26 protein-coding genes and 1 tRNA gene are annotated in these 25381 nt (G+C 59.6%); 19 read left to right on the top strand and 8 right to left on the bottom strand.

The genetic code is table 11. The features are described 5' to 3' along the window. Positions 1-147: 147 nt before the first annotated feature. A complete protein-coding gene (locus HMPREF9697_RS03315; RefSeq protein WP_002715735.1) occupies positions 148-936 on the top strand; it encodes a fumarylacetoacetate hydrolase family protein in 789 nt (262 codons plus the stop codon). A gap of 51 nt (positions 937-987) precedes the next feature. Here HMPREF9697_RS03315 and HMPREF9697_RS03320 read toward each other — a convergent pair whose 3' ends face one another. Continuing rightward, complete coding sequence (locus HMPREF9697_RS03320) at positions 988-1272, bottom strand: GNAT family N-acetyltransferase (protein ID WP_002715736.1); 285 nt, start codon at positions 1270-1272, stop codon at positions 988-990. A gap of 48 nt (positions 1273-1320) precedes the next feature. Beyond that, on the bottom strand, positions 1321-1605 hold the full coding sequence (locus tag HMPREF9697_RS03325) for a GNAT family N-acetyltransferase (RefSeq protein WP_002715737.1): 285 nt from the start codon (positions 1603-1605) through the stop codon (positions 1321-1323). 222 nt (positions 1606-1827) lie between these two features. Between HMPREF9697_RS03325 and HMPREF9697_RS03330 the strand changes: the two genes are divergently transcribed. After that, positions 1828-2235 carry an SPW repeat protein gene (locus HMPREF9697_RS03330; RefSeq protein WP_002715738.1) on the top strand — a complete coding sequence of 136 codons (408 nt, stop codon included), beginning with the start codon at positions 1828-1830 and terminating at the stop codon, positions 2233-2235. Positions 2236-2316: 81 nt separating this feature from the next. Here HMPREF9697_RS03330 and uvrA read toward each other — a convergent pair whose 3' ends face one another. Both uvrA and HMPREF9697_RS03340 read right to left on the bottom strand, forming a co-directional pair. Next, a complete protein-coding gene (gene uvrA, locus HMPREF9697_RS03335; protein ID WP_002715739.1) occupies positions 2317-5298 on the bottom strand; it encodes an excinuclease ABC subunit UvrA in 2982 nt (993 codons plus the stop codon). A 286-nt stretch (positions 5299-5584) separates the two neighbouring features. After that, on the bottom strand, positions 5585-6289 hold the full coding sequence (locus tag HMPREF9697_RS03340) for an outer membrane protein (RefSeq protein ID WP_002715740.1): 705 nt from the start codon (positions 6287-6289) through the stop codon (positions 5585-5587). A gap of 472 nt (positions 6290-6761) precedes the next feature. Between HMPREF9697_RS03340 and HMPREF9697_RS03345 the strand changes: the two genes are divergently transcribed. Further along, entirely contained in the window at positions 6762-7247 is a 486-nt protein-coding gene (locus HMPREF9697_RS03345; RefSeq protein WP_002715741.1) for a single-stranded DNA-binding protein, read from the top strand. On the opposite strand, the gene HMPREF9697_RS03350 is transcribed toward HMPREF9697_RS03345, so the two are convergent. Further along, positions 7248-7871, bottom strand: a complete 624-nt coding sequence (locus HMPREF9697_RS03350; RefSeq protein WP_002715742.1) for a MarC family protein — start codon at positions 7869-7871, stop codon at positions 7248-7250. Between the two features lie 296 nt (positions 7872-8167). Here HMPREF9697_RS03350 and gyrA point away from each other — a divergent pair, with 296 nt between their 5' ends. After that, positions 8168-10882 carry a DNA gyrase subunit A gene (gyrA, locus tag HMPREF9697_RS03355; RefSeq protein WP_002715743.1) on the top strand — a complete coding sequence of 905 codons (2715 nt, stop codon included), beginning with the start codon at positions 8168-8170 and terminating at the stop codon, positions 10880-10882. 91 nt (positions 10883-10973) lie between these two features. Here the strand turns inward: gyrA and HMPREF9697_RS03360 are convergent, their stop codons facing one another. Next, a complete protein-coding gene (locus HMPREF9697_RS03360) occupies positions 10974-11852 on the bottom strand; it encodes an FkbM family methyltransferase (protein WP_002715744.1) in 879 nt (292 codons plus the stop codon). A gap of 243 nt (positions 11853-12095) precedes the next feature. Here HMPREF9697_RS03360 and HMPREF9697_RS03365 point away from each other — a divergent pair, with 243 nt between their 5' ends. Further along, entirely contained in the window at positions 12096-13247 is a 1152-nt protein-coding gene (locus tag HMPREF9697_RS03365) for an acyltransferase family protein (protein ID WP_157223239.1), read from the top strand. Positions 13248-13304: 57 nt separating this feature from the next. Here the strand turns inward: HMPREF9697_RS03365 and HMPREF9697_RS03370 are convergent, their stop codons facing one another. Next, entirely contained in the window at positions 13305-13583 is a 279-nt protein-coding gene (locus tag HMPREF9697_RS03370) for a hypothetical protein (protein ID WP_002715746.1), read from the bottom strand. A gap of 153 nt (positions 13584-13736) precedes the next feature. Between HMPREF9697_RS03370 and coaD the strand changes: the two genes are divergently transcribed. The 5 genes from coaD to tgt all read left to right on the top strand — a co-directional run bounded on the left by coaD (position 13737) and on the right by tgt (position 17711). Then, positions 13737-14234, top strand: a complete 498-nt coding sequence (coaD, locus tag HMPREF9697_RS03375) for a pantetheine-phosphate adenylyltransferase (RefSeq protein ID WP_002715747.1) — start codon at positions 13737-13739, stop codon at positions 14232-14234. A gap of 84 nt (positions 14235-14318) precedes the next feature. Further along, positions 14319-14861, top strand: coding sequence for a peptidylprolyl isomerase (locus HMPREF9697_RS03380; RefSeq protein WP_002715748.1), 543 nt, complete (start codon positions 14319-14321; stop codon positions 14859-14861). Positions 14862-14913: 52 nt separating this feature from the next. Continuing rightward, entirely contained in the window at positions 14914-15378 is a 465-nt protein-coding gene (locus tag HMPREF9697_RS03385; RefSeq protein WP_002715749.1) for a peptidylprolyl isomerase, read from the top strand. A gap of 117 nt (positions 15379-15495) precedes the next feature. Beyond that, positions 15496-16581, top strand: coding sequence for a tRNA preQ1(34) S-adenosylmethionine ribosyltransferase-isomerase QueA (gene queA, locus HMPREF9697_RS03390; RefSeq protein WP_002715750.1), 1086 nt, complete (start codon positions 15496-15498; stop codon positions 16579-16581). Next, positions 16578-17711: a tRNA guanosine(34) transglycosylase Tgt gene (tgt, locus tag HMPREF9697_RS03395; RefSeq protein ID WP_002715751.1), complete on the top strand. Its 1134-nt coding sequence runs from the start codon at positions 16578-16580 to the stop codon at positions 17709-17711. The genes queA and tgt overlap by 4 nt, the downstream gene beginning before the upstream one ends. Here tgt and HMPREF9697_RS03400 read toward each other — a convergent pair. Continuing rightward, positions 17708-17938 carry a hypothetical protein gene (locus HMPREF9697_RS03400; RefSeq protein ID WP_002715752.1) on the bottom strand — a complete coding sequence of 77 codons (231 nt, stop codon included), beginning with the start codon at positions 17936-17938 and terminating at the stop codon, positions 17708-17710. The two genes, tgt and HMPREF9697_RS03400, sit on opposite strands and share 4 nt — an antisense overlap. Before the next feature lie 207 nt (positions 17939-18145). Between HMPREF9697_RS03400 and cysK the strand changes: the two genes are divergently transcribed. The 9 genes from cysK to HMPREF9697_RS03445 all read left to right on the top strand — a co-directional run bounded on the left by cysK (position 18146) and on the right by HMPREF9697_RS03445 (position 25349). After that, positions 18146-19126, top strand: a complete 981-nt coding sequence (gene cysK / locus HMPREF9697_RS03405; protein ID WP_002715753.1) for a cysteine synthase A — start codon at positions 18146-18148, stop codon at positions 19124-19126. A gap of 254 nt (positions 19127-19380) precedes the next feature. After that, positions 19381-20823 (top strand): methyl-accepting chemotaxis protein, encoded by a 1443-nt coding sequence (locus HMPREF9697_RS03410; RefSeq protein WP_002715754.1) that lies wholly within the window; start codon positions 19381-19383, stop codon positions 20821-20823. A 138-nt stretch (positions 20824-20961) separates the two neighbouring features. Further along, positions 20962-21037, top strand: a tRNA-Lys gene (locus HMPREF9697_RS03415). A gap of 498 nt (positions 21038-21535) precedes the next feature. Then, positions 21536-21769 (top strand): hypothetical protein, encoded by a 234-nt coding sequence (locus tag HMPREF9697_RS03420; protein WP_002715755.1) that lies wholly within the window; start codon positions 21536-21538, stop codon positions 21767-21769. A gap of 1 nt (position 21770) precedes the next feature. Beyond that, a complete protein-coding gene (locus HMPREF9697_RS03425) occupies positions 21771-22019 on the top strand; it encodes a DUF6074 family protein (protein ID WP_002715756.1) in 249 nt (82 codons plus the stop codon). Beyond that, complete coding sequence (locus HMPREF9697_RS03430) at positions 22016-22603, top strand: hypothetical protein (protein WP_002715757.1); 588 nt, start codon at positions 22016-22018, stop codon at positions 22601-22603. Before HMPREF9697_RS03425 ends, HMPREF9697_RS03430 begins: the two co-directional genes overlap by 4 nt. 211 nt (positions 22604-22814) lie before the next feature. Next, complete coding sequence (locus tag HMPREF9697_RS03435) at positions 22815-23426, top strand: hypothetical protein (protein WP_002715758.1); 612 nt, start codon at positions 22815-22817, stop codon at positions 23424-23426. Positions 23427-23746: 320 nt separating this feature from the next. Continuing rightward, positions 23747-24286 carry a hypothetical protein gene (locus tag HMPREF9697_RS03440; protein ID WP_002715759.1) on the top strand — a complete coding sequence of 180 codons (540 nt, stop codon included), beginning with the start codon at positions 23747-23749 and terminating at the stop codon, positions 24284-24286. Beyond that, the gene (locus HMPREF9697_RS03445) at positions 24276-25349 is read left to right on the top strand and encodes a DNA-packaging protein (RefSeq protein WP_002715760.1); all 1074 of its coding nucleotides are present in this window, start codon (positions 24276-24278) and stop codon (positions 25347-25349) included. Before HMPREF9697_RS03440 ends, HMPREF9697_RS03445 begins: the two co-directional genes overlap by 11 nt. Positions 25350-25381: the final 32 nt, after the last annotated feature.

A 25381-nucleotide genomic window follows, 5' to 3' on the forward strand; every position in this document is an offset into this window, starting at 1 on the left:
GGGTGGCAGATCGGCGTTGACGGAAATGTGTAGGTCCCGGCGCGGGTCATCAATTTGGAGAGATGACGGCGCACCGGCAGCCGGGTATGAAAATGCATTCAAACGAGGCCGAGCCAACGGCCCGATGGGAAACAAAAGGAAAATCAAATGACGAATATCGATCGACGTACCGTTTTGGCTGGCAGCGCGGTGGCGCTCGCAGGCACGGCATTAGCAACCCCGGCGACAGCGCAGGGGACTGCCAAAACGCTGTTCGAAGTGGCGCAGGTGACGATTCCGGTCGAGGGCCAGAGCGAGGTGTTTCCGGTGCGGCGCATCTATTGCATCGGGCGCAACTATGCCGCGCACGCGCTGGAGCGCGGCTCCGATCCGACGCGCGAGCCGCCGTTCTTCTTCCAGAAGCCGACCGACGCCATCCAGAACGTCAAGCCGGGCACTGTCGCCGATCATCCGTATCCGTCGTTGACCAAGAATTATCACCACGAGGTCGAACTCGTGGCGGCCCTGAAATCCGGCGGCACCAATATCCCGCCTGAGAAGGCACTGGACTGTGTGTTCGGCTACACCGTCGGCCTCGACATGACCCGTCGCGATCTTCAGAATGAGATGGCGGGCATGAAGAAGCCATGGGAAATCGGCAAGAGCTTCGACCACGCCGCAGTGCTCGGCCCGCTGCATCCGGCTTCCAAGGTTGGCCACCCGACCAAGGGCGAGATATCACTCGCTGTGAACGGCAAGGTGCGGCAGGACTCCGATCTCAGCAAAATGATCTGGAGCGTCGCCGAACAGATTTCGAAACTGTCGGAAGCCTTCGAATTGAAGGCGGGGGACATCATCTATTCCGGTACGCCGGAAAATGTCGGTCCGGTGGTGAAGGGTGACGTGCTGCTCGCCAAGATCGCAGGCTTCCCGGATATGTCGATCAAGATCGTCTGATCCCGATTCCAAATCAAAAAGCCCGCCATCGGCGGGCTTTTTTTCTGCGCCTCAAGGCTTGAGGTCTGAGTATTCGGAATGCCGCGCAAGGAACGCCTCGGCGTAGCTGCAAACCGGCACCACCTTGAGACCATCGCGCCGGATCAGTTCCAGCGCGCCGCTCATGACTTTGGCGGCAATTCCCTGACCGCGCAGCGCCAGCGGCGTCTCGACGTGCAGGATGAACAACGTATCGCCCTCGCGACGATAGGTTGCAAAGGCGGTGTCGCCGTTCATCTTCATTTCGTAACGGCTCAGAGAGGTGTTGTCGTGAACGTCCTGCAGCATCTGGCTCATCGTACTCTTTATCCGTGGTCGTAATTTGCGCTGGTGGTGAGCGACCGGCTATTTCAGCAGGTCGGCATAGTCCGTGTGCTTTTCGATATAGGCTTTTACAAACGGGCATTGCGGGACAACCTTGAGGTGTCTCGCGCGCACGTCGTCGAGCGCACCTTTCACCAACTGCGAACCGATGCCGCGCCCGCCCAGTTCCTTCGGAACTTCGGTATGGGTAAAGGTGATGACGCCGTCCGACAGCCTGTAATAGGCGCCCGCGAGATAGCCGTCGACGGTCAGCTCGTAGCGGCTTTCAGCGGGATTGTCCTGAACCGTGCCGGTTGCGTCGCTCATTCGTGTCTCCTCGTTGTCCGGAAAGCCGACATGGACCGGATATGCCTCAATGATCTGGATCGGGCCTGTTCCGCGACAACAAAGCTGGGCGGATGGCTCTTGTAAAGGCGCAGGGCCTTCATAGGTTTTCGTGAAGACATACCTCTGCGGCCGACCGGTCGTGACGGTTGAAGTCGCCTCGTTCAGGCCGCCGCCGTATGCCTCTTGATACAGGAGGTTTCCATGTCTGGCGCTCGGTTCTTCGACACTCATCGCACGTGGGAGGACTGGGTCGGGATGCTGCTCGGCATCCTGATCGCCGTTTCTCCCTGGATGACCGGAGAGACGAACTACGGTCTCGGACTGCTGCCCGATCCGGGATTGGCTCTCATTAACACAGCGGTCGTGGGCATCCTCATCATCGGCCTGTCGCAGCTTGAATACATCGCGTTGCGGCGCTGGGAGGAGGGCTGCGAGATGGCGCTCGCCATCTGGCTGATTATGTCGCCCTACGTCTTCGGATATTCGACCGATGGCGTGCTACGGTTTTACCATGCTGCTTTCGGCGGCGCGGTCTTCCTGCTTGCGGCGCTGAAGCTGTGGCAGGACTGGGAGTTGTCCGATCGGGATTTGGCCCGGCACGGGCAATAAAACTCTGTCCGAATGACAGGGTTTGAGGGTTTGATGTTCAGGCGTCCGATGAGATCGGCCGCCTGAACAAGTTTGTGAGTCTTATTCGGCCGCTTCGTGGCTCGCAGTAAGATGGCCGGCCTGGCCCTTCTCCAGCACGGGCGCGAGGAATTTGCCGGTGTAGCTGCGCGGCGCACGCACGATGTCCTCCGGCGGGCCCCAGGCGACGATCTCGCCGCCGCCATCGCCGCCTTCGGGACCGAGGTCGATCACCCAATCCGCGGTCTTGATGACTTCGAGATTATGCTCGATCACCACCACGCTATTACCCTGCGCGACCAGTTCATGCAGCACTTCGAGCAGTTTCGCGACATCGTGGAAATGCAGGCCGGTGGTCGGCTCGTCGAGAATGTAGAGCGTGCGGCCGGTGGCGCGCTTCGACAGCTCCTTCGCAAGCTTCACGCGTTGCGCTTCGCCGCCTGACAGCGTCGTGGCTTGCTGGCCGACATGGATGTAGCCGAGGCCGACGCGCTGCAGAGTGCGGAACGTCTCGCGGATGCGCGGCACCGCGCGGAAGAATTCCTCCGCCTCATCCACCGTCATGTCGAGGACGTCGGCGATTGTCTTGCCCTTGAACATCACCTCGAGCGTTTCGCGATTGTAGCGTTTGCCTTTGCAGGTGTCGCAGGTGACGTACACGTCCGGCAGGAAGTGCATCTCGATCTTGATGAGGCCGTCGCCCTGGCAAGCCTCGCAGCGGCCGCCTTTCACGTTGAACGAGAAGCGGCCCGGCTCGTAGCCGCGGGCCTTGGATTCCGGCAGGCCCGCGAACCATTCGCGGATCGGTGTGAAGGCGCCGGTGTAGGTCGCGGGGTTGGAGCGCGGTGTGCGTCCGATCGGCGACTGATCGATGTCGATGATCTTGTCGATGTGCTCGAGTCCCTCGATCCGGTCGTGTGGAGCGGGGGCGTCGGCCGCGCCGTTGAGCTTGCGCGCGATCGATTTGTAGAGCGTGTCGATCAGCAGCGTCGACTTGCCGCCGCCGGAAACGCCGGTGACGCAGGTGAACAGGCCGAGCGGAATTTCCGCCGAGACGTTCTTGAGATTGTTGCCGCGCGCGTTGATGACCTTCAGCGTGCGCCGGTGGTTCGGCGGACGGCGCTCGGGGATAGGCACGAACTTGTCGCCGGTGAGATATTTGCCGGTCAGCGAGTTCGGGTTTTTCATGATCTCGGCAGGCGTGCCGCGCGCGACGATATGGCCGCCGTTGATGCCCGCGCCGGGCCCGACGTCGACGACATGATCTGCGAGCCGGATGGCGTCCTCGTCGTGTTCGACGACAATCACCGTGTTGCCGAGGTCCCGCAGTCGCTTCAGCGTATCCAGCAGGCGCGCGTTGTCGCGCTGGTGCAGACCGATGGAAGGCTCGTCCAGCACGTAGAGAACGCCGGTAAGACCGGAACCGATCTGCGAAGCGAGGCGAATGCGCTGGCTCTCGCCGCCGGACAGCGTACCGGAGGCACGCGACAGCGTGAGATAATTTAGCCCGACATCGAGCAGGAACGACAAGCGCTCGCGGATCTCTTTCAGGATTCGGACGGCGATCTCGTTCTGCTGCGTGTTCAGCACGTCCGGCACGGTCGCGAACCATTCGCCGGCCTTTTTCACCGACAACTCGGAGATTTCGCCGATATGCTTGCCGCCGATCTTGACGCACAGCGCTTCCGGCTTGAGGCGATAGCCGTGGCAGCCCGCGCAGGGCACATCGGCGAAATATTTGCCGAGCTCTTCGCGCGCCCATTCGCTTTCGGTTTCCGCGAAGCGGCGCTCGATATTGGTGATGATTCCCTCGAACGGCTTCTTGGTGTCGTAGGAGCGGGTGCCGTCCTCGTAGGAGAATTTAATGGCGTCTTCGCCCGAGCCATAGAGCAAGGCCGTCTGCGTCTTCTTCGGCAGATCTTTCCACTTGGTGTCGAGCGTGAACTTGTAGAACTTGCCGAGCGCCTGCAGCGTCTGGATGTAGTAAGGCGAGGACGACTTCGCCCATGGCGCGATTGCGCCCTTGCGCAGCGTCAGCTCCTTCTCCGGGATGATGAGCTCGGGATCGATGTGCTGCTCGACGCCGAGGCCGCCGCATTCGGGGCATGCGCCATAGGGGTTGTTGAACGAGAACAGCCGGGGCTCGATCTCGGGCAGGGTGAAACCAGAAACCGGACAGGCGAATTTCTCCGAGAACAGCAGCCGCTCAGGGCCGCTCTTATCGTGGATTTTCGCAGTCTTTTTCTCGGGCTTCTTGGTGTCGGTTGCTGCAGTGGCGGGCGCATCGGCGAATTCGACCACCGCTAGCCCTTCGGCGAGCTTCAGCGCGGTCTCGAAACTTTCCGCGAGCCGCTGGGCGATATCGGGCCGTACCACGATGCGGTCGACGACGACGTCGATGTCATGCGGGAATTTCTTGTCGAGTGCCGGTGCATCGGCAAGTTCATGAAACGTGCCGTCGATCTTGACGCGCTGGAAGCCCTTTTTGAGATATTCCGCCAGCTCCTTGCGGTATTCGCCCTTGCGGCCGCGTACCACCGGGGCGAGCAGATAGAGCCGGGTCCCTTCCGGCAGCGCCAGCACGCGGTCCACCATCTGCGAAACCGTCTGGCTTTCGATCGGCAAGCCCGTTGCGGGCGAATAGGGTACGCCGACGCGCGCCCACAATAGGCGCATGTAATCGTAGATTTCAGTGACGGTGCCGACGGTCGAACGCGGGTTCTTCGAGGTGGTCTTCTGCTCGATTGAGATTGCAGGCGACAGGCCGTCGATCTGGTCGACGTCCGGCTTCTGCATCATCTCCAGGAACTGGCGGGCATAGGCCGACAGCGATTCGACGTAACGGCGCTGGCCTTCGGCATAGATGGTGTCGAAGGCGAGCGAGGACTTTCCCGAGCCCGACAGGCCGGTGAAGACGACCAATCTGTCACGCGGCACTTCAAGGTCGACGTTTTTCAGATTGTGTTCGCGGGCGCCGCGAATGGTGATGGCGCGAGAGGCGCTCGCTGCCTGTCCACGTTGTTTTGCCTTGATGACTTCGTCCATGATCAGTTCCAGCGGGCCGGGCACAAGCAAGAACGCCGTGCCGGGCAAAACCGGATCGTGCGTCAGGCATAAGAGGATGGCCGTGACTGGAACGTAGGAAGAACGGAGGGAAATTTCCAGTGTCGGCTTTGCCAGATCACCGGAATCATTTGAGATCCGAGTGATTGATCCATGAGGGTTTCACGCGCGGAACGACCGGACACACTGTGTGGTGTTCGTTGGAGGCAACAAAAAAGGCCGGCTTTCGCCGGCCTTTTCGTTGGATCGCGTGAGCGATCAGCAAGTCTTAGTAGCGGGCAACAACCGGGCCACCCCAGTTGAAGTGGTAGTTGATGCCGGCCTTCACAGTGTGAAGGTCGTCGCTGTAGCGCACGGTACCGGGAGCAAACGCCACGGTGGTGTGATCGAAGTTGTAATACTGGTACTCGATCTTCGCCGACCAGGCCGGAGCGAACATGTATTCGAGGCCAGCGCCGACGGTGTAGCCAGTGTCCTTGCGGTCAACCAGGGCCAGCGAGGTCGAGTCGATGCCGCCGTTGTCGCGGAATGCAACACCGCCCTTGGCGTAGATCATGCCAGGACCCCAGGTGTAGCCGAGACGGCCAGTGACCGAAGCCAGCCAGTCGTTCTTGATGCGGATCGCATCGGTGCCGTCGCTGAAGGTATGACGGTTGCTCGACAGGCCGTTGAATTCGCCCTCGAGACCGACAACCCAGTTCGGAGCGAACTGGTAGTTGGCGCCGACAACGCCGCCGCCGAGGAACGAGCTGTCGTTACGGGTGCCGACAATAGCCGCGTTATCCGTGGTGAAGCCGCTCGAGCCCTGGAACGCGCCGCCAACCTGGGCACCGATGTAGAAACCGGTCCAGTTGTAGATCGGGGCAACGTAAGCCGGCGGAGCCTTGGTATAGGGGCGGGCCGCGAGGTCAGCAGCGAACACCGAGGTCGAGCTCAGAGCCGCGACAGTGGCTGCAAGAAGGATCTTTTTCATTTTTACTTCTCCAAAAACCGTGTCCCAGGTCTGTCCCAAGAGCGCGGGGTGTCCAGATTGCGTCCGCCGGGGTCAGCGCCACGCAGGTGGAATGATGAATTCCGATGCCCCGATCTATAACCCGGATTCCCTGAAAAAGCCGTGTCGCAAATATCACAGTCAGACGCGATGTTTTGAGTTCCAAAGTTCCACTTAAGAATTTGGAAACGCTAATTTTTCTTCAATTTTAGTTCCATCGATTTTGATCACAAAATGGTGAGTTTTTGCGCCGCGTTAAAAGCCATGTCGATCCAAGGACTTGCGCGGAACAAAACGGGTACGTATAAATGCTGACGGATATGCGCGCGTCGTATTGGTGTGGATAAGGGCGTCCTCGGAGCACGGAAGCTCCACCGCGGCGTTTCGATGTGTCCGCGAGTAGGCTTAGGTGCCGGGCTGGCGCATAGGTGGCGCCTTGGTGGAGATTGAAGATATGGCAGGCAGCGTCAACAAGGTCATTCTGGTGGGCAACCTCGGGGCGGATCCCGATGTCCGGCGCACCCAGGACGGTCGGCCGATCGTCAATCTGAGCATCGCGACCTCCGATACCTGGCGCGACAAGAATACTGGCGAGCGGAAGGAGAAGACCGAGTGGCATCGCGTCGTCATCTTCAATGAAGGGCTTTGCAAGGTCGCGGAGCAGTATCTGAAGAAGGGCGCGAAGGTTTATGTCGAAGGTGCGCTCCAGACCCGGAAGTGGCAGGACAAGGACGGCAAGGACAAATATTCGACCGAAGTCGTCCTGCAGGGCTTCAACTCGACGCTGACCATGCTCGATGGTCGTGGCGGTGGAGGAGGAGGCGGTTCGTTCGCCAGCGACGAGGGCGGCGGCTCCTTCGGCTCCGGCGGTCCGTCGCAGCGCCGTTCGGTCCCGGCCTCCGGCGGCCGTGATGACATGAATGACGACATTCCTTTCTAATCATCCAAAGGCGGCGCGGCCGCCATCGATGACGAACTGCACGGCGAGGGCAGCAAGCACCACGCCGAGCAGTCGTGACATCACGACATTACCGGTAACGCCGAGCAGCCGCGCCACGCGGCCTGCAAACACGAATGCAATCGCGCAGACGACGGCAATCACGATAATGATGCCGACGAGCGTCAGCAAAGGCGCTGGTTCAGCCTTGGTCTGTCCCGCCAGCAGTAGGGTGGCTGTGATGGCGCCGGGACCCGCGATCAGCGGGATCGCCAGCGGAAACGCGGCGATGTTGCGGGCATGTTCCTCAATGGCCTGTTCGGCCTGCCGTGCCTCGCGGGCCGGGCGGATGCCGAACACCATCTCGCCGGCAATAACGAACAACAGGATGCCGCCGGAAATCCGAAATGCGGGCAGGCCGATGCCGAGCCGCGCCAGCAGCCAGTTTCCGACCAGTGCGGTACCGATCAGGATTGCTCCGGCGATGACTGCGGCGCGATAGCCGGCGGCACGACGAACGGCCGGTGGCAACCCATGCGTGACAGACAGGAACGCCGGCGTGATTCCGATCGGATCAACCACGACGAACAACGTCACCAGCGCATTGAGAGCGTATTCGGGAAGCATGGATACCCCGCAGAACGGCAGCCCGTGTTGCCGGATTTTACGACGTCAGCCACGCGCGCGCACGATTTTGCCGATCCATTTTCGACAGGCCGTGCCTGAATTGTGCGCTCTGAAATCGGCTTTGACGAACGCTTTCGGCGGGGCGTGAAGGCGGCGCCCGAAGGGGCTCAATATCATCCTGCAAATGACTGAAAATACTTGACTATTCCCGCTGTATTTTGGCCCGAATAGATTGGCGAAAAACTACGATTCAGCCTATATAGGCGGGACATTTTGCACCCTCAGGATTCGCTCCCTTGACCGACCCGAAAGATCCGGCGGACGACAGCTCTGGTCCCGTCGACATCAAGCCCGTCTCGATCTCTGATGAGATGAAGCGCTCGTATCTCGATTACGCGATGAGCGTGATCGTGTCGCGTGCGCTGCCAGATGCGCGAGACGGCTTGAAGCCGGTGCATCGACGCATTCTCTACGGCATGTATGAGAACGGCTTCGAGTGGAATAAGCCGTACCGCAAGTCGGCGCGCACGGTCGGCGACGTTATCGGTAAGTATCACCCGCACGGCGACCAGTCGGTTTACGATGCCTTGGTGCGCATGGCGCAGGACTTCTCCATGCGCGTGCCACTGATCGACGGTCAGGGCAATTTCGGTTCGGTCGATGGCGATATGCCCGCGGCGATGCGCTACACCGAGTCGCGGCTGCAGAAGATTTCGCATTCGCTGCTCGACGATATCGACAAGGACACAGTCGACTTCCAGCCGAACTACGATTCCTCCGAACGCGAGCCGAAGGTTCTACCGGCGAAGTTTCCCAATCTTCTCGTCAACGGCGCCGGCGGCATTGCGGTCGGCATGGCAACCAACATTCCGCCGCACAATCTCGGCGAGGTGATCGATGCCTGCATCGCGTTGATCGACAATCCCGCGCTTGGCATTGACGATCTCATCAATATCGTGCCGGGACCGGACTTCCCGACCGGCGGCATCATTCTCGGCAAGCAGGGTATCCGCTCGGCCTATCATCTCGGCCGTGGCTCGATTGTGATGCGCGGCAAGGTCTCCATCGAGACCATTCGCAAGGATCGCGAAGCGATCGTCGTCTCCGAAATTCCCTATCAGGTGAATAAGGCGACGATGGTGGAGCGTATCGCCGAACTCGTTCGCGACAAGAAGATCGAGGGCATTTCCGACCTGCGCGACGAATCCGACCGTGACGGCTATCGCGTCGTCGTCGAATTGAAGCGTGACGCGGTGCCGGACGTGGTGCTGAATCAGCTTTATAAGTTCACGCCATTGCAGACGAGCTTCGGCGCCAACATGGTGGCGCTCGATGCAGGCCGTCCGCAGGTGATGAATCTGAAGGACCTGCTGACGATTTTTGTCGCGTTCCGCGAGAACGTCGTCTCCCGGCGCACGAAATTCCTGCTCAACAAGGCGCGCGACCGTGCGCATATCCTGGTCGGTCTCGCCATTGCCGTCGCCAATATCGACGAGATCATCAAGGTCATCCGTACCTCGCCCGATCCGGCGACGGCACGGGATACCTTGATGTCGCGCGACTGGCCGGCGAAGGACGTCGCGACCATGATGATGCTGATCGACGATCCGCGCCATCGTATCGCCGAGGACGGCACCGCGCGGCTGTCGATGGAACAGGCCAAGGCCATCCTCGATCTGCGCCTGCAGCGTCTCACGGCGCTCGGTCGCGACGAGATCGCCGAAGAACTCGACAAGCTCGCTGTCGAGATCGCCGATTATCTCGATATCCTGCGTTCGCGGGCGCGCGTGCAGGGCATCGTCCGCGATGAACTGACGGCGGTGAAGAACGAATTCGCGACGCCGCGCCGCACTGTGATCGTCGATCAGGAAGGCGAAGTCGAGGACGAGGACCTGATCCAGCGCGAGGACATGGTCGTGACCGTGTCGCACGCGGGTTACGTCAAGCGTGTGCCGCTTTCGACCTATCGCGCGCAGAAGCGCGGCGGCAAGGGTCGCTCCGGCATGCAGACGCGCGACGAGGATTTCGTCTCGCGGCTGTTCGTCGCCTCGACGCATACGCCGGTTCTGTTCTTCTCCTCGCGCGGGCAGGTCTACAAGGAGAAGGTCTGGCGGCTGCCGATGGCGGCGCCGAACGCGCGCGGCAAGGCGCTCATCAATATCCTGCCGATGGAGCAGGGCGAGCGCATCACCACCATCATGCCGCTGCCGGAGGATGAATCCTCGTGGAGCGAGCTCGACGTGATGTTCGCCACCACCGGCGGTAATGTCCGGCGCAACAAGCTATCGGATTTCGTCGAGGTCCGCCGTTCCGGCATCATCGCGATGAAGCTGGACGAGGGCGAGGCGATCGTCGACGTGCAGATTGCGAAGGAAAGCGACGACGTGCTGCTGACGGCGGCGGGCGGACAGTGCATCCGCTTCCCGGTTACCGACGTGCGCGTGTTCCAGGGCCGCACCTCGATGGGTGTACGCGGTATCAATCTTGGTGATGGCGACAAGCTGATTTCGCTCACCATCCTTCGCCACATGGATGTCAACGCTGACGAGCGCGCCGCCTATCTGCGCCGCGCCAACGCGGTACGCCGCGGCGGCGTCGAGGACGAGGTGGGCACGGACAACGAGGAGGCGACCGGCGCGATCGAACTCGGCGAGCAACGTTATGTCGAGATGTCGGCCAACGAGCAGTTCGTGCTGACCATCAGCGAGAACGGCTACGGCAAGCGCACCTCGTCTTACGAGTATCGAACCACGGGACGCGGCGGAAAGGGCATCGTCGCGATGTCGGTCAACGGCCGCAACGGCAAGCTCGTGGCGTCGTTCCCTGTCGAGGACAGCGACCAGATCATGCTGGTGACTGACAAGGGCCAGCTCATCCGCTGTCCGGTGGAAGACATTCGCATCGCGGGCCGCTCGACGCAGGGCGTGACCGTGTTCAACACCGCCGATGACGAACGTGTGGTGTCGGTCGAGCATCTCTCGGACGAAGCGGAAAACGGCAACGGCGAGTAACCGGGCGATACAATCGCCCGGTTATCGTCGGAAAATGGATCTGCTGGCCGCCGGATTGAACGGCGGCCCCTACAGGATGGCTTTACCGTAGCTAATCGAGCGAATGTTTCGCGGCGATGACGTTCGACCAAAAAGCCGGAATGCCGTCCAACGGCTCGAGCCAGAAATTGTAATTGGACCTCAGGCGCTTCAATTCGCGACCAAGGCGTCCGTCGATGGTGTCGCCGGTTTCGCGAATGGCATAGAGATGCCGGTAGCCGTACTGCTGAAGCACACCATAGGCTTCAGCGCCGGGTCCCGTTTGATCGCTTTCAAATACAATGATTGGCGAATGATCCGTCAGGGTTTGCTTCAGTCCCTTGAAGACCGACGCTTCGAATCCTTCGACATCGCATTTTACAAATCCGATGCGGCGTCGGCCGTTTGCGATTTCCGGATCGATTTCCCGCAGCAGATTGTCACCGTTCTTGACCTGCAGGTCGATGGTCGAGGCGCCTTTGATCGCGAATGAGCCGTGTCCGTCGTTACCTTCGCTATCCTGTGTAAACGGCAGAACCGCATCTTCCGGGCCGAGTCCGACGCGCTGTACTTTGACGTTCCGGCAATTCGACAAAACAATATTGGCTTCCAGTAGCGCCGCGACCGACGGGTTCGGCTCGAATGCGATGACGTCGCGGAAGAGCTTCGAAAAAACGACGGCGTGATTGCCGATGTTGGCTCCGATATCGAGCGCCGTCGTGTTGGAGAGACCTTGTGATTCAATAAGCCGTCTCAGGATCGTCAGTTCGTGGCGTTCGTAGAAGCCATTTGCGATCACGTTCATGCCGACGAAATCAGTCGGGATCACTGCAAATTTGCCGAAATCGGCGCGCCGCTTCGCTGCGTGCCTGACCAGGGTTTTGACAACGAACTCTCTCACACGCTCCACGACATAATGCGAGCGTTCGATCGTGACGCCATCGATGGCCATGCGCGCCTCCCATTCGATAAAAATTTACGCATCGCAATCTAGGGGAGCGCTTGGCAGGCTAATAGCTGCTGTCGCCGATCACTTACGATTAACCCTATTACGGCAACTTTTAATTAAAGTAGAGACATGCCCGTTTACCGCATTAATTAAAATTACGATGGATCGTTGTGTGATCCACATTCGTGGCGTCTATGTTTTCGGAGGACCGATTAGCAAGGTTGCTGAAATCGGACGATGGGAAACTTGGCATTGCAAGGCACTGCATCATTATATCGTTTGGAGATATTGCCTCTAACGTCGCTGCGCTTTTTTGCGGCGGTCTATGTGGTCATTTTTCATTATTGGACGTCATATCATCTCAGTGACACCAGGCCGTTGATTGTCGAACTGGGGCATACCGGTGTTACGTTCTTCTTTCTTCTGTCGGGCTTCATTCTGTCTTACAGCTATAATGACGGTGGCCGCTTTCCGAAGGATGGGCACGTCAAATTCTATCTTGCGAGGTTTGCCCGCATATATCCGGTCTACATCGCCACTATTGTCGTGATGTTTCCGGCACTTTTTCTTCTGAGAAATAGTGGCGTCGCCGATCAGGTCTATCGGGAGATTTGGGCGGTTACCGCACCTTTCGCGCTGCATGCCTGGATTCCGGGCGCGGCTTGTTCATTGAATTGCCCCAATTGGTCCATCTCCACCGAAGCGTTTTTTTATCTTCTTTTCCCGCTGTTTTTCGAGCCCGTTTACAGACGGCCTGTTCTCGTGATTGTGCTGGCCTTTGCCATAATGGCGATAACATGGTTCACGCAGATCGAAAGCTGGCTTGACACAGGACGCTCGCTTGAAGCGATGAGGACAGTCACTTTTGCTTCCGATCCAGCCGGTGACTTACAGATGCAGCTATTCTCTTATTTTCCGCTAACGCGTTTTCCGGAATTCCTGATCGGCATAGGCCTTTATGGGCTTTGGAAGCAGGGCGCGGATCAAATCGCTGCACGACAGCTTTATCTTGTCGCCGGTGTCGGTGCGTTGCTTATATTGGCGACCGCACATTGGGTGCCGGAAAATGTTCTACGAACAGGCTGGAGTGTAATCTGCTTTGCTCCACTTGTTCTGGCCGCGGCCAACACGCGTTCTGGATTTCTGTCTAGGCCGGATATTGTCTGGCTCGGAAAGATCTCATTTGCACTCTATCTGGTGCATTCACCGGTCGATTCATATCTGCGAACGGTTGACCGTATGGCGCTGGGCTCGAGATTGTCAGAGATGCCATTCCTATTTTGCAGCATTGCGATCGTGATCGCGCTGATTTCAGCTGCGCTGCTGTTTCATTGTGTCGAGGAGCCTGCAAGAAGGATCATTCTTGCGTCGGTCAAACGCAGCAGAACAACTTGTTAGTAGCGGCGAAATGCCAAGGGCCTGTGATTTCCGAGGGGTTAGGAAAACGGTCCTCTCCTAGCGCGGGGCAACCACGCGAATATGGGTAAGCACCGGCCGAGGCGTTGCATCCCCGCGTCGCAAGCACGCGGCGGAAATGTTCGGCCAGTCCTGCTGGGCGCAATCGGCGCTCGCGAGCGTCAGTCTGTCGCCGCGTGTGAGGGCAGCCGGTTCGCTGGCTTCCACCTGCGGAGCGAAAGTCGGCAGCGAGATCAACACAACGCCGGCAAATGCGGCCAAGGCTGCTGCAGCACCCAGAATTTTCGGTGGATCGGCCAGTTTCGCGTCCAGCATCATGTCCCATCTCCCGCGCCCTCGGACGCTTCCGGAGAAGACGCGGCTGAGCCGGATTGGTTCGTGGCAATTGGGGGCGGGGCGCAGAAAAATAATCGGTAACCGTATGGGAACCGGCTCGCTTGCGGCCCTCCGCCGGGCGGGGTAGGAGGAAGAATGGCTCGTGTCGCACTTTATCCGGGGTCGTTCGATCCCGTCACCAATGGCCACGTCGACGTGGTGCGCCAGGCCTGCAGCCTGGTCGACCGGCTGATCGTGGCGATCGGCGTACATCCCGGCAAGGCGCCGTTGTTCTCCATCGAGGAGCGCCGCGCCATGATCGTGGAGGTGTTCGCCCCGCTCGCAGCCTCGACGGGCTGCGCCATCGAATGCGTGACCTTCGACAATTTGACCGTCACGGCGGCCCAGAAAGCCGGTGCTTCGATCCTGATCCGGGGGCTGCGCGACGGCACCGATCTGGATTACGAGATGCAGATTGCCGGCATGAACCAGACCCTGGTGCCGGACGTGCAGACGATTTTTATTCCGGCCTCCGCCACAGTTCGCCCGATCACCGCCACGCTTGTGCGCCAGATTGCGAGTATGGGCGGCGATGTATCGGCTTTCGTCCCGAAAGCGGTCGCGGCCCGTCTCAAGGCGAAATTCCCGTACTAACCTTCGCGTGGCGGCGCGCTTCCCGACCAGCGCAACCTGCTCGCGACCTGCATTAAACCTTTTCCCAACGCCAACGGAGTTTTCATGATCAGACTGCTTGCCGTCCTCGGTGCCCTGATGCTGGCGGCGCCGGCCTTTGCCCAGAAGCTGCCCGCGAACCTCGACAAGGCCAACGCCATCGTCATCGACACCACCAAGGGTCGCGTCGTGGTGCAACTGCGTACCGATCTTGCGCCGGGCCATGCCGAGCGCATCAAGCAGCTCGCCCGCGACGGCTACTACAACAACGTACCGTTCCATCGTGTCATTGAGGGCTTCATGGCGCAGACCGGCGACGGCAAGAACTTCAACGGCACCGGCGGCTCGAAATATCCGAACCTGAAGGCGGAATTCTCCAACGTGCCGTTTACGCGCGGCGTCGTCGGCATGGCACGCTCAAGCGATCCGAATTCGGCGAACTCGCAGTTCTTCATTATGTTCAACGACTACCCGTCGTTGAACGGCAAATACACCGTGATCGGTCAGGTCGTGTCGGGCATGGACGTCGTGGACAAGCTCAAGCGTGGCGAGCCGGTGCAGGACCCCGACAAGATGGTCAAGGTGCAGGTCGCCTCCGACATCAAGTAATCGCTGCACCGCCTTGCGGCATTTTCATTCGTTCAAGAAGGAAAGAAAAATCATGGCAGACAACGACAACACTCTCATTCTGGAAACCACGCAGGGCGAGGTGACCATCGAAATGCTTCCCGACCTTGCGCCCGGCCATGTCGCGCGCATCAAGGAACTGGTGCGTGAAGGTTTCTACGACGGCATCGTCTTTCACCGCGTGATCGATGGCTTTATGGCACAGACCGGCTGCCCGCACGGCACGGGCACCGGCGGCTCGGGCAAGAAGCTGAAGGCCGAATTCAATGCCGAGCCGCATGTGCGCGGTACGGTGTCGATGGCGCGCGCCGCCAACCCGGATTCCGGCGACAGCCAGTTCTTCATCTGTTTCGAGGACGCCCGCTTCCTAGACAACCAGTACACTGTCTGGGGCAAGGTGATCTCCGGCATGGAAAACGTCGACAAGATCAAGCGCGGTGAGCCGGTGCAGAACCCCGACAAGATCGTCAAGGCGCATATGGCAGCCGACGCCGCGTAACCGCCATCCAGCAGCTTTGCATTACTTCATGCCCGGCCTTGCGCCGGGCATGATTGTTTGGGTGACCCTCAACATAGAAGTTGCCCGGCCGGGGCTGGAGGGTCATAACGGGCCATCATGCGTACCGATTTGTTCGATTTTGATCTCCCTCCAGAGAGCATTGCCCTGCGTCCCGTCGAGCCCCGCGAGAGCGCCCGGCTTCTGGTGGTGCGGCCCCGCGTCGGCCTCGAGGATTATACGGTGCGCGACCTGCCGGATCTGTTGCGCGCCGGCGACCAGCTTGTCGTCAACGACACCAAGGTGATCGCAGCGCAATTGTCGGGACGCAGGATCGGCGGGGCGACCGAGCCGCGCATCGATGTAACGCTCATCAAACGCGTCGACGGCTCGCGCTGGCAGGCACTGGTGCGGCCCGCGCGCAAGCTTGCGGAGGGCGATGTCGTTCGCTTCGGCAATGAGGGACGGGTGTGTCTGCTTGGCACTCTCGATGCGACCGTGGAGGCCAAGGGCGAGGCTGGCGAAATCACGCTGGCGTTCGCGTTTCATGGCCCGGTGCTCGATCAGGCCATCGCCGATCTCGGCGCGCCGCCACTGCCGCCCTATATCGCCTCGCGCCGCGCGCCTGACGAAAAGGATGTCGGCGACTATCAGACAATGTTCGCCAAACACGAAGGCGCGGTTGCGGCCCCGACGGCCGGGCTGCATTTCACGCCCGCACTCGAGGCCGCGCTCGCATCGCGCGGCATTGGTGTGCAGCGTCTGACGTTGCATGTCGGGGCGGGCACGTTCCTGCCGGTGAAGGCCGATGATACCGAAGACCACAAGATGCATTCCGAGTGGGGCAGCATCTCGGCGGAAACGGCGGATGTTCTCAACAATGCGCGCGCCAAGGGCGGTCGCATCGTTGCGGTCGGCTCGACCGCAATGCGACTTCTGGAAAGTGCTGCAGATGAGAATGGCACCATCCAGCCTTTCACCGGTGAGACGGCGATCTTCATCACGCCGGGCTATCGGTTTCGTGCGGTCGATGTGATGATGACGAACTTCCATCTGCCGCGCTCAACCTTGTTCATGCTGGTTTCGGCCTTTTCGGGGCTGGAGACGATGCGCGCGTCCTATGCGCATGCCATCGAAAAAGGTTATCGATTCTATTCCTACGGTGATGCCTGCTTGCTGTTCGCCGACAAAGGCCACGCTGCATGAGCGTCGCTAATCACTTCAAGCTGCTTGGCCGCGACGGCGAAGCGCGCACCGGCGTGCTAACGACGCCGCACGGTGAGGTACGTACCCCAGCCTTCATGCCGGTCGGCACCGCGGGCGCGATGAAGGGCATCCACTGGCGCGACATCCGCGAGACCGGTGCCGACATCGTGCTCGGCAACACCTATCATCTGATGCTGCGCCCGACGGCGGAGCGCATCGCGGCGCTTGGCGGCTTGCAGACATTCACCGGCTGGAAAGGGCCGATGCTCACCGATTCCGGCGGCTTTCAGGTGATGTCGCTGTCGAAGCTACGCAAGGTTACGGAGCAGGGCGTCCGCTTCAAGTCGCACATCGACGGCGCGGTGCTCGATCTTACGCCGGAACGCGCCATCGAAGTGCAGCGTCTGTTCGGTTCGGATATCGCGATGCAGCTCGACGAGTGCGTGCGGTTGCCCGCGCCGCGTGGCGAGGTCGAGCGCGCGATGCAACTGTCGCTGCGCTGGGCGGAGCGCTGCAAGCGCGCTTTCGAGACTGCGCCGCCGGGCCACATGCTGTTCGGTATCGTGCAGGGCGGCGATGTTGCCGAACTACGGCGGCGGAGTGCGGCTGCGCTCGGCGAAATCGGTTTTCACGGTTATGCGGTAGGCGGACTCGCGGTTGGTGAGCCGCAAGAGGTGATGCTGGCGATGATCGAGGAGGCCGCGCCGCTGCTGCCGCAGGATCGCCCGCGCTACCTGATGGGTGTCGGTACGCCGGACGACATGATCGAAGCGGTCGCACGCGGCATCGACATGTTCGATTGCGTTCTGCCGACACGGAACGGTCGCCATGGCCACGCCTTCACGCGCCGCGGCGTCATCAACCTGCGCAACGCCCGCCATGCCGACGATCCGCGTCCGCTGGACGAGGAAAGCCCGTGGCTGCCCGCGCGCAGCTATTCGCGCGCCTATCTGCATCATCTGGTGAAAGCGGGCGAGGCGCTTGGTGCGATGCTGTTGTCCGAGATCAACATCGCCTATTTTCAGACACTGATGAGCGACATCCGCGATGCGATCGCAGCCGGTACCTTCGCGGATTTTCGTGCTGTAACGAAAGCGGGCTGGGCGGCGGGCGATCTGCCACCGCGTTAGAAATCAGCCTGCTTGGGGGCGTCCGGACAATCCTTCAGCGTATGCTTGGTCACGAAGCCGTGGCCGCAAGTATCGCAGGTCCACAGGTAGCTCACGACATTGTCGGAGAAGGCCGAGGCTTCGGCGGCGACCATCGTGTCGGCGCAGATCGCGCAGATCATACGCTCGGCTCCGCGCTGAAACGAGAACGGCGCGAGCGTCGGGCGGATTTCAGCAGTAGCCGTCATCGGGACCTCCCTCTGGTTAGCGTCGTTGATCGGCGGTACTACTAAAGCCTACACCCGTACTTTGAAGAAGGCGCAACACAAATGCGTTTGTTTTGCGATTTGTTCTATCGCAATGCACACATCCGCGTGTTCGGGTCTTTGCGTAACGGAGAAAAGACAGATTAAATGATTGCCTGTTTTTGAATTCCATTTCGCCAGGAGCGCGCCATGAATTCGTCGCCGGACAAGACCGTTTCCAAGTGCCATGTCGGGCGGGGCGGCATTTACGATAGCATCGTCGATGCAGCGGGTTGCACGCCGATCGTGCGGCTGCGGCGGTTGCCGGAACAGCAAGGTGTCTCCGCCACGATTTTAGCCAAACTTGAATATTTCAACCCAGCCGCCAGCGTGAAGGACCGCATTGGCGCTGCGATGGTAAAGGCCATGGAAGAGGCCGGAGCCATCAACAAGGACACGGTGCTGATCGAGCCGACCTCCGGCAACACCGGCATCGCGCTTGCTTTTGTCGCTGCCTCGCGCGGCTATCGCCTCAAACTCGTGATGCCGGATTCAATGTCGGTTGAGCGGCGCAAGATGCTCGCCTTCCTCGGTGCTGAGATCGTACTTACGCCGGCGGCGCAGGGGATGAAGGGGGCGATTGCGACCGCCGAGGAACTGGTGCGCACCACGCCGAACGCCGTAATGCCGCAGCAGTTCAAGAACCCGGCCAACCCGAGCGTGCACCGCCGCACGACGGCGGAGGAGATCTGGAACGACACCGCGGGCAACCTCGATATTTTCGTGGCGGGTGTCGGCACCGGCGGCACGATCACCGGCGTCGGTCAGGTGCTGAAGCCGAGGAAGCCGTCGCTGCAGATCGTCGCGGTCGAGCCGGAGGAAAGCCCGGTGCTGTCCGGTGGCAAGCATTCACCCCACAAAATTCAGGGGCTCGGCGCGGGCTTCGTGCCGGATATCCTCGACCGCTCGGTGATCGATGAGGTCGTGACGGTGAACAGCACTAAGGCGATCGAGATGTCGCGATCTCTCGCACGCATGGAGGGGATCGCGGGCGGCATCTCCTCAGGCGCTGCGGTCGCGGCAGCGCTCGAGCTCGGCAAGAGGCCGGAAAATGCCAGCAAGACGATTCTCACGGTGATTCCGTCTTTTGCCGAGCGTTATCTCTCGACGGTGCTGTTCGAGGATATCTGACGAGTAGCCCTTTGGGCGATATCACTGTGGTTCTGCTGGTTTGCGGTGTTTAAGCACCGCGAATTGGTCGGGGCGGGGCCTTTTGAGCGGTCGTCCCGTCGCTGGCATCAGCCATTGGGCTAAAATGCATGCGAAGTAGATGTTTACCGTTTTAGCCTAACATACACTTTCATCGCGCCTGAGATTCGGGCCGTGCGTTCTTGTGTCTTCGCATTTTCATCACCGTCGAATCTGTTGATGGGATCTGATCCGAGATGACAAATCCGCAGCCGCTTCATGCGCAAACCTTAGCCGCGCCGGAGCGCGCGCAGACATCGACCATCTCGGAAAGGCTGGTCGATGAACTTGGAAATGGTCTTGGCAATCTCGGCGTCGAACTCGCGGATGTGCTGGGCAACCTGCACGATGTCGCAAGCCGCGTCTCGCGGCAGTCCGAACAGTTTGGCCATTTGCAGCAGACCGCCGACACCATGGTCACGGCCAACCGCAACATCGACGGCGCGGCGCGCACGGTGCAATCGTTCACGGCCAACGCGGCTGCTGAAATCACGGAATCGCGCGAGGTCGTCACCTCAGCGGTTGAAAATATTACCGGGCTTGTCAGCGCCGTCAGCCGGATCGAAGGCAGGCTTGCGGCGATCAGTCAGGTTCTGTCGCAGGTCGGCAAGGTGTCGGGCACCATTGAGACCATCGCCAAGCAGACCAATCTTCTCGCGCTCAACGCCACGATCGAGGCGGCGCGTGCGGGTGATGCCGGACGGGGCTTTGCGGTCGTTGCCAGCGAAGTGAAGAACCTTGCTGAAGCGACGCGGCAGGCGACCTTGCAGATCGGCCAGACTGTGCACAACCTCGACGGCGAGGTCGGTCGCCTGATCGAGGACAGCGAGGTTGCGACCCGTTACGCCAAGGATGCGGGTGAGGGCGCCAATCATATTCAAGGTACGATCAATCGCGTCCATGAGGGATTTGCGACCGTCGAGCGCGACATCACAGCGATTGCGACGGCCGCCACCGCCAACATGCAGCACTGCGACGTAGTGCTCGCCGAACTGGGCGATCTTGCCAAGGGTGTGGACCTGTCGTCCAGCGACCTCAAGCATGCTGACGATCGTGTCGAAGGGTTGCTTGGCGCCTCCGAGACGCTCATCAAGGCGATCGCCGAGAGCGGCGTCGAGACTTCGGACACGCCTTTCATTGAGGCGGCAGTCGAGACGGCGGAGAAAGTCAGCCGGGCATTCGAGGCCGCGATCGCGTGCGGCGAGATTACCGAGCAACAATTTTTCGATCAGACCTATCGGGAAATCGAGGGTAGTAACCCCACGCAATATCTTTCCGCCTATGTAGAGCTGACGGACCGGATCCTGCCACCGATCCAGGATCCCGTTCAGAAAATGGATTCACGCGTGATGTTTAGCGTTTCATTCGCGCGCGATGGGTATCTGCCGACGCACAATCCGAATTACCGGCACCCGCAGGGCGATGACCCGGTCTGGAACGCTGCCAATTGCCGGAACCGGCGAATCTTCAAGGATCGCGCGGTCGAAAAGGCTGCCGCCAGCACGGCGCCGTTCCTGTTGCAGACCTATCGCCGCGACATGGGCAACGGCCAGTTCGCGCTGCTGAAGGACGTATCGGCCCCGATCCGCATCCGGGGCCACCATTGGGGAAGCTTCCGGATCGGCTTTCGTCAGGCGTGACCGTCCCATTTCGCTGCGCCAAGCCTAGAAGATTGAACTGACTGGCAAAAAAGCCGTTGAGGGAGGTCATCAAGGAGCCTGTTTTCGGCTCTCATGGCTTGACCCGTGGGAGTGAGACCCCTACACACCGCGACGAGTGAGCGCGTAGCTCAGGTGGTAGAGCACGTGACTTTTAATCATGGGGTCGAGGGTTCGAGTCCCTCCGCGCTCACCAATTCTATCATGATATCATAGTATTGCATGATAAGTGGCCGGATATTCTCGGCCATATTTTTTTGTGTCCGTCTCATGTCCGCAAATTGCTAGCCTGTGAATCCAATTCTGACCGAGAAACGACACGCGACGTTTTCCAGATGACAAGGATTGACCGCTCAAGACGTTCACGATACGTTCCAAATGTGCTGATGCCAGTAATCAGGGGATTTACTTCGCTGGCGTTTACCGAGAGGAGCACGCTCTAACCGAGCTAAATCCGCTACCTTCGGGAGAAGGTTGATCGTGCGATGGCACGATAGGACAGGTTCCTAGGCTGGACTCTTTGAGCGGCCGGAAAATGTGGATGGCGAAGTGAGCCGGTAAATCCTGTGGGATCTAGCAGGAACGCTCAGTGCGAGCGCCGGAGAGAGAACTGAACGCCCGAAAGGGCCCCATTCAGGTCTCGATCCGTTGCGCCTTAACCGTTGCGACGAGACCTCAAAAGGAGATCATCGCAATGGCTGCAGAAGTCAGCAATCACCCTGAATCAATACTCGACGGCTATGTGCTGGAAAGCGACTTTGCAAAGAGCGCAAAAGTCCATCCAAGAACCATCGCGCGGTATCGCACAAAGCCAGATGGGCTGCCCTACCTCGAATTTGGCGGACGAATCTACATTCCTATCATCGAGGCGCGGGCATGGCTCAGCGAGCAGGTGAAGCGCCCGAATCCGCGCCGTAGAGCAGCGTGACATGGCGACCATCCTTCCGTTTCCGCTCGCAAGTCGGCGGGTGATGATTGAGAAGCAGGCGCGATATGCCGCCGAACTCAATCCTGATGCTGCTGAACGGCATATCCAGCAGCAACTCAAGGTTCAAGCTGACAGCATGCGTCGTCGCGGCGTCGATGAGGACATCATCGCCCGCGAACTTCGCTGCATGGAAACAGCCATTCGGTCGGCTTTGTGCAGGGCATCGATGGGACTAGGAGGCCGCACTTGAGCGCGCTTCCATCACTGACAGAAACGCAAAGGGTCCGGCGACAACAACGTCGCTTCATCAAAGACGGATCGGTGCCGGAAAACGCACTGATATGGCGCGGCAACCGGGCCCGCGGGAAGGCGCTGCGACTTTGGCGTTCAAGCGTCAGCAGGGCATTTTCCGCTCGTCCTCGATGCCTGAGAGTTGCATGGATGCTCGAATGGTTATTCGGCAAGAAAGGCTACGCATTTCCCACAGACGCCTTTCTCGGGAACGAGCTCGGTATGAACCAGGACCATGTTCAAGAGGCATTGAAGGATCTCGAACGGGGAGGGGCGATCATCCGCGCGAGCGTTTTCGTCCGCGACAAGCCCGAACGCCGCATCTGGCCAAACGAGTCAATCTTACCCCCTGACACAAGGGGTAAGGTTACCCCCCGCCGGCGGGCCAATGACCCCCCTGACGCAAGGGGACAGACATCTCAAGAAGGAAGCAACTTCCCAAAAACGTTTCTATCGCGGACGGTTTTGGAGGCCCGAAGGGCCGCCCAAATCAACCAGCAACGAGAGCGTCGCACCGTCGAAAGCCCTGAGGACGCGGCGTGATACGGCGGTCAATTAGCAATGCTTCGCATGAGCCCGCCTTGGCGGGCGTATGGGGTCAAGGGGGCAAGCCCCCTTGCCTTACTCTTGCTAAAACTTTCACATGAAGGAGAACGCAGTGTCGCCCGGATCAAGTGCGGCAACGGGGTTTGGGTGTCGCTTGAGTCGAGTCTATCTAGGGTAAAAAATACTTTTCATTCAGCCGAGGTACTTCATGGAAAGAAGCGCGTGGCCAAAATTTGACGCGGGGAACGCAAACCATCTTCATGCCATCGGGGTAATAGCGGTGACCTACGTTCAGTTTGAGCGAAGCGTTGAAAGTATGTTTTTGCACCATCCTGCGAACAAGCTCATACCAAATGACCTTTTGACCCGCTACTTTCTCACCCTCAATGAGGAACAACGGATTAAGGCGATCCATCAATTTTACAGCGAAGCTGAAAAAGATCAGCAGGTAGTCTACGCAGCTCACAATGTCCTTAAATTTTTCGACTGGGCTCATGATACGCGCAACAAAGTCCTTCACTCCGAACGATATCCTGCTGGCGTCGGGGCAGATGCTGACAGGTTTTATGCGACCAAACGCGCAAGCAAGAGGGATCCATCCTCAAAGTATATTACTCTTGACCTCGATACGCTCAGGTCCATTGCTGACCGCATGCGGGAGGGCATCGTCGCGTCCGCAGAAATTAACATTCATGTGAGGTATCGCGACGAAAGCCATACGACAGAGAGTAAATGGATTTTGCCTTATCTGAACTCCAGCGGCCTTAAGCTTCTGCCGATTCCGGAGCGTATCAAGCTAGCCGATTATCCTTGGGGATGAAGCCATTTCGACTTTCGTCCGCTACGGCCTCTTAGGTCGTATCGTGCGCTGATTGTTAGGCGGTGCTTCGCGAGTGAGATTTTAGCAGCTTCATTGTGTCTGACATGCACCGACTGTTGCTGACACAAGATACTTAATCATGCGCGTCATCATGACAAAACACTGAAATTATTGACGAACTAATTCGTGCTGATATCTGTGTCCGTATCGCGTCCGCGTTGGACGAGGAAACGCAACGGATTTTCGCGCGATCGATGACGTCACGAATTACTAGAGCCCGCTGTTCAATTTGTTCACATTCCGACCGGGCGCGGATTGAGATGGCGCGCATCAGCGGTGCCAGCCTCGACTGCATCGCAGCGACCTTCAACGTTCACCGTGACGCGGTGTGGCGGCATTGCACGAAGCACGTCAGCGACGAGCAGCGCTCCATGTACCTGGCCGACGTCGATCTGACGGCTCTAGCGGCCCGCGCCAATGCCGAGAACATGAGCCTGATGGACTATCTCGCTATCGTGCGCGGGACGCTCATGGCGCAGATGCAGGTCGCTGCTGGCGTCAATGACCGGTCCAGTACCGCGGCTCTGGCTGGCAAGCTGAATGAAACCTTGAAGCTGATCGGGCAGTTCACCGGCGAACTGATGAGGATCAGCCCGGCCCACATCACGAACAACTCGATCGTATTCATGAGCAGCCCGCTCTATGCGGAGCTCGAACGGATGCTGATCACCACGCTTTCCGAGCATCCAGAAGCCCTCGCAAAGGTCGTGGATGGCCTTCGGGCATTGGAGGCAAAAGCACCCGCGCCGGACATGTCAGCGATTGCTGCTCCTTTGCTGGAGCACCAGCATGCAGCCTAACGCACAGATGTTTGGCAAGTTGGCGGATGCGCTTTCGACAAGTTGGCGCGTCTTGGCCCGGCCGTCGCAGTTGCCACCTGATGGCGATTGGAACGGATGGCTGGTGATGGCCGGCCGTGGCTTTGGCAAGACCAGAACCGGCGCCGAATGGGTCAAAGAACAGGTTGAGGCTGGTACTGCCAAGCGCATTGCGCTGATCGCACCGACGAGCGCCGATGCCAGAGACACGATGGTCGAAGGCGAGAGCGGAATTCTCTCCATCTCGTCGACATGGTGTCGCCCCGACTATGAGCCGTCCAAGCGTCGTCTGACGTGGCCGAATGGCGCGGTGGCATCCACCTTCAGTTCTGAGGAAGCGGATCGCCTGCGTGGTCCCCAGTTCGATCTAGCATGGGCTGACGAGTTGGCGGTCTGGAACGAGCCGCAAGCAACGTGGGATATGCTGATGTTCGGCCTTCGTCTGGGCAAGCATCCGCGCTGGCTGGCGACGACAACGCCGAAGCCGATCAAACTTCTCAAGGAACTGCTCACGCGCGAAGGAAAGGACGTCGTTGTCACGCGAGGATCGACGTTCGAGAACGAAGCCAACTTGGCCGCTCCCTTTCTGACAGCCATCAGGAAGCGCTACGAGGGCACAAGGCTGGGTAGACAGGAATTGAATGCCGAACTGCTGTCCGACACACCCGGCGCGTTGTGGCAGCTAGACCAACTCGACAAATGCAGGGTTAAGCGCGCCCCTGAGCTTAAACGGATCGTGGTGGCGATCGATCCTGCTGTTAGCAACAACGAAGGGTCCGACGAAACCGGAATCATCGTCGCCGGCATCGATCACAACGAACACGGATATCTGCTGGAGGATTGTTCGGGCCGATACGCCCCACACGAATGGGCGGCCAAAGCCACTGCAGCTTATCGGAGATGCAGCGCAGATCGGATCATCGCTGAGAAGAACCAGGGCGGCGATATGGTCGAGAACACGCTGCGGATGATTGATCGCAGCATCCCGTGTCATTCGGCCTGCAATATTGACCCCGTAAGCCGGGGGATCGGCGTCCAAAATTGACCCCCTACCATTAGCCTGTTGCGCTGCCTGCT

It is taken from the genome of Afipia felis ATCC 53690 (genome assembly GCF_000314735.2).
In the GTDB taxonomy this organism is placed as follows: domain Bacteria; phylum Pseudomonadota; class Alphaproteobacteria; order Rhizobiales; family Xanthobacteraceae; genus Afipia; species Afipia felis.

Excerpts from the sequence above, each read along its gene's own strand:
- HMPREF9697_RS03315 (WP_002715735.1), top strand. The coding sequence starts at position 148 with ATGACGAATATCGATCGACGTACCGTTTTGGCTGGCAGCGCGGTGGCG.
- HMPREF9697_RS03320 (WP_002715736.1), bottom strand. The coding sequence starts at position 1,272 with ATGAGCCAGATGCTGCAGGACGTTCACGACAACACCTCTCTGAGCCGT.
- HMPREF9697_RS03325 (WP_002715737.1), bottom strand. The coding sequence starts at position 1,605 with ATGAGCGACGCAACCGGCACGGTTCAGGACAATCCCGCTGAAAGCCGC.
- HMPREF9697_RS03330 (WP_002715738.1), top strand. The coding sequence starts at position 1,828 with ATGTCTGGCGCTCGGTTCTTCGACACTCATCGCACGTGGGAGGACTGG.
- uvrA (WP_002715739.1), bottom strand. The coding sequence starts at position 5,298 with ATGGACGAAGTCATCAAGGCAAAACAACGTGGACAGGCAGCGAGCGCC.
- HMPREF9697_RS03340 (WP_002715740.1), bottom strand. The coding sequence starts at position 6,289 with ATGAAAAAGATCCTTCTTGCAGCCACTGTCGCGGCTCTGAGCTCGACC.
- HMPREF9697_RS03345 (WP_002715741.1), top strand. The coding sequence starts at position 6,762 with ATGGCAGGCAGCGTCAACAAGGTCATTCTGGTGGGCAACCTCGGGGCG.
- HMPREF9697_RS03350 (WP_002715742.1), bottom strand. The coding sequence starts at position 7,871 with ATGCTTCCCGAATACGCTCTCAATGCGCTGGTGACGTTGTTCGTCGTG.
- HMPREF9697_RS03360 (WP_002715744.1), bottom strand. The coding sequence starts at position 11,852 with ATGGCCATCGATGGCGTCACGATCGAACGCTCGCATTATGTCGTGGAG.
- HMPREF9697_RS03370 (WP_002715746.1), bottom strand. The coding sequence starts at position 13,583 with ATGATGCTGGACGCGAAACTGGCCGATCCACCGAAAATTCTGGGTGCT.
- coaD (WP_002715747.1), top strand. The coding sequence starts at position 13,737 with ATGGCTCGTGTCGCACTTTATCCGGGGTCGTTCGATCCCGTCACCAAT.
- HMPREF9697_RS03380 (WP_002715748.1), top strand. The coding sequence starts at position 14,319 with ATGATCAGACTGCTTGCCGTCCTCGGTGCCCTGATGCTGGCGGCGCCG.
- HMPREF9697_RS03385 (WP_002715749.1), top strand. The coding sequence starts at position 14,914 with ATGGCAGACAACGACAACACTCTCATTCTGGAAACCACGCAGGGCGAG.
- queA (WP_002715750.1), top strand. The coding sequence starts at position 15,496 with ATGCGTACCGATTTGTTCGATTTTGATCTCCCTCCAGAGAGCATTGCC.
- tgt (WP_002715751.1), top strand. The coding sequence starts at position 16,578 with ATGAGCGTCGCTAATCACTTCAAGCTGCTTGGCCGCGACGGCGAAGCG.
- HMPREF9697_RS03400 (WP_002715752.1), bottom strand. The coding sequence starts at position 17,938 with ATGACGGCTACTGCTGAAATCCGCCCGACGCTCGCGCCGTTCTCGTTT.
- cysK (WP_002715753.1), top strand. The coding sequence starts at position 18,146 with ATGAATTCGTCGCCGGACAAGACCGTTTCCAAGTGCCATGTCGGGCGG.
- HMPREF9697_RS03410 (WP_002715754.1), top strand. The coding sequence starts at position 19,381 with ATGACAAATCCGCAGCCGCTTCATGCGCAAACCTTAGCCGCGCCGGAG.
- HMPREF9697_RS03420 (WP_002715755.1), top strand. The coding sequence starts at position 21,536 with ATGGCTGCAGAAGTCAGCAATCACCCTGAATCAATACTCGACGGCTAT.
- HMPREF9697_RS03425 (WP_002715756.1), top strand. The coding sequence starts at position 21,771 with ATGGCGACCATCCTTCCGTTTCCGCTCGCAAGTCGGCGGGTGATGATT.
- HMPREF9697_RS03435 (WP_002715758.1), top strand. The coding sequence starts at position 22,815 with ATGGAAAGAAGCGCGTGGCCAAAATTTGACGCGGGGAACGCAAACCAT.
- HMPREF9697_RS03440 (WP_002715759.1), top strand. The coding sequence starts at position 23,747 with ATGGCGCGCATCAGCGGTGCCAGCCTCGACTGCATCGCAGCGACCTTC.
- HMPREF9697_RS03445 (WP_002715760.1), top strand. The coding sequence starts at position 24,276 with ATGCAGCCTAACGCACAGATGTTTGGCAAGTTGGCGGATGCGCTTTCG.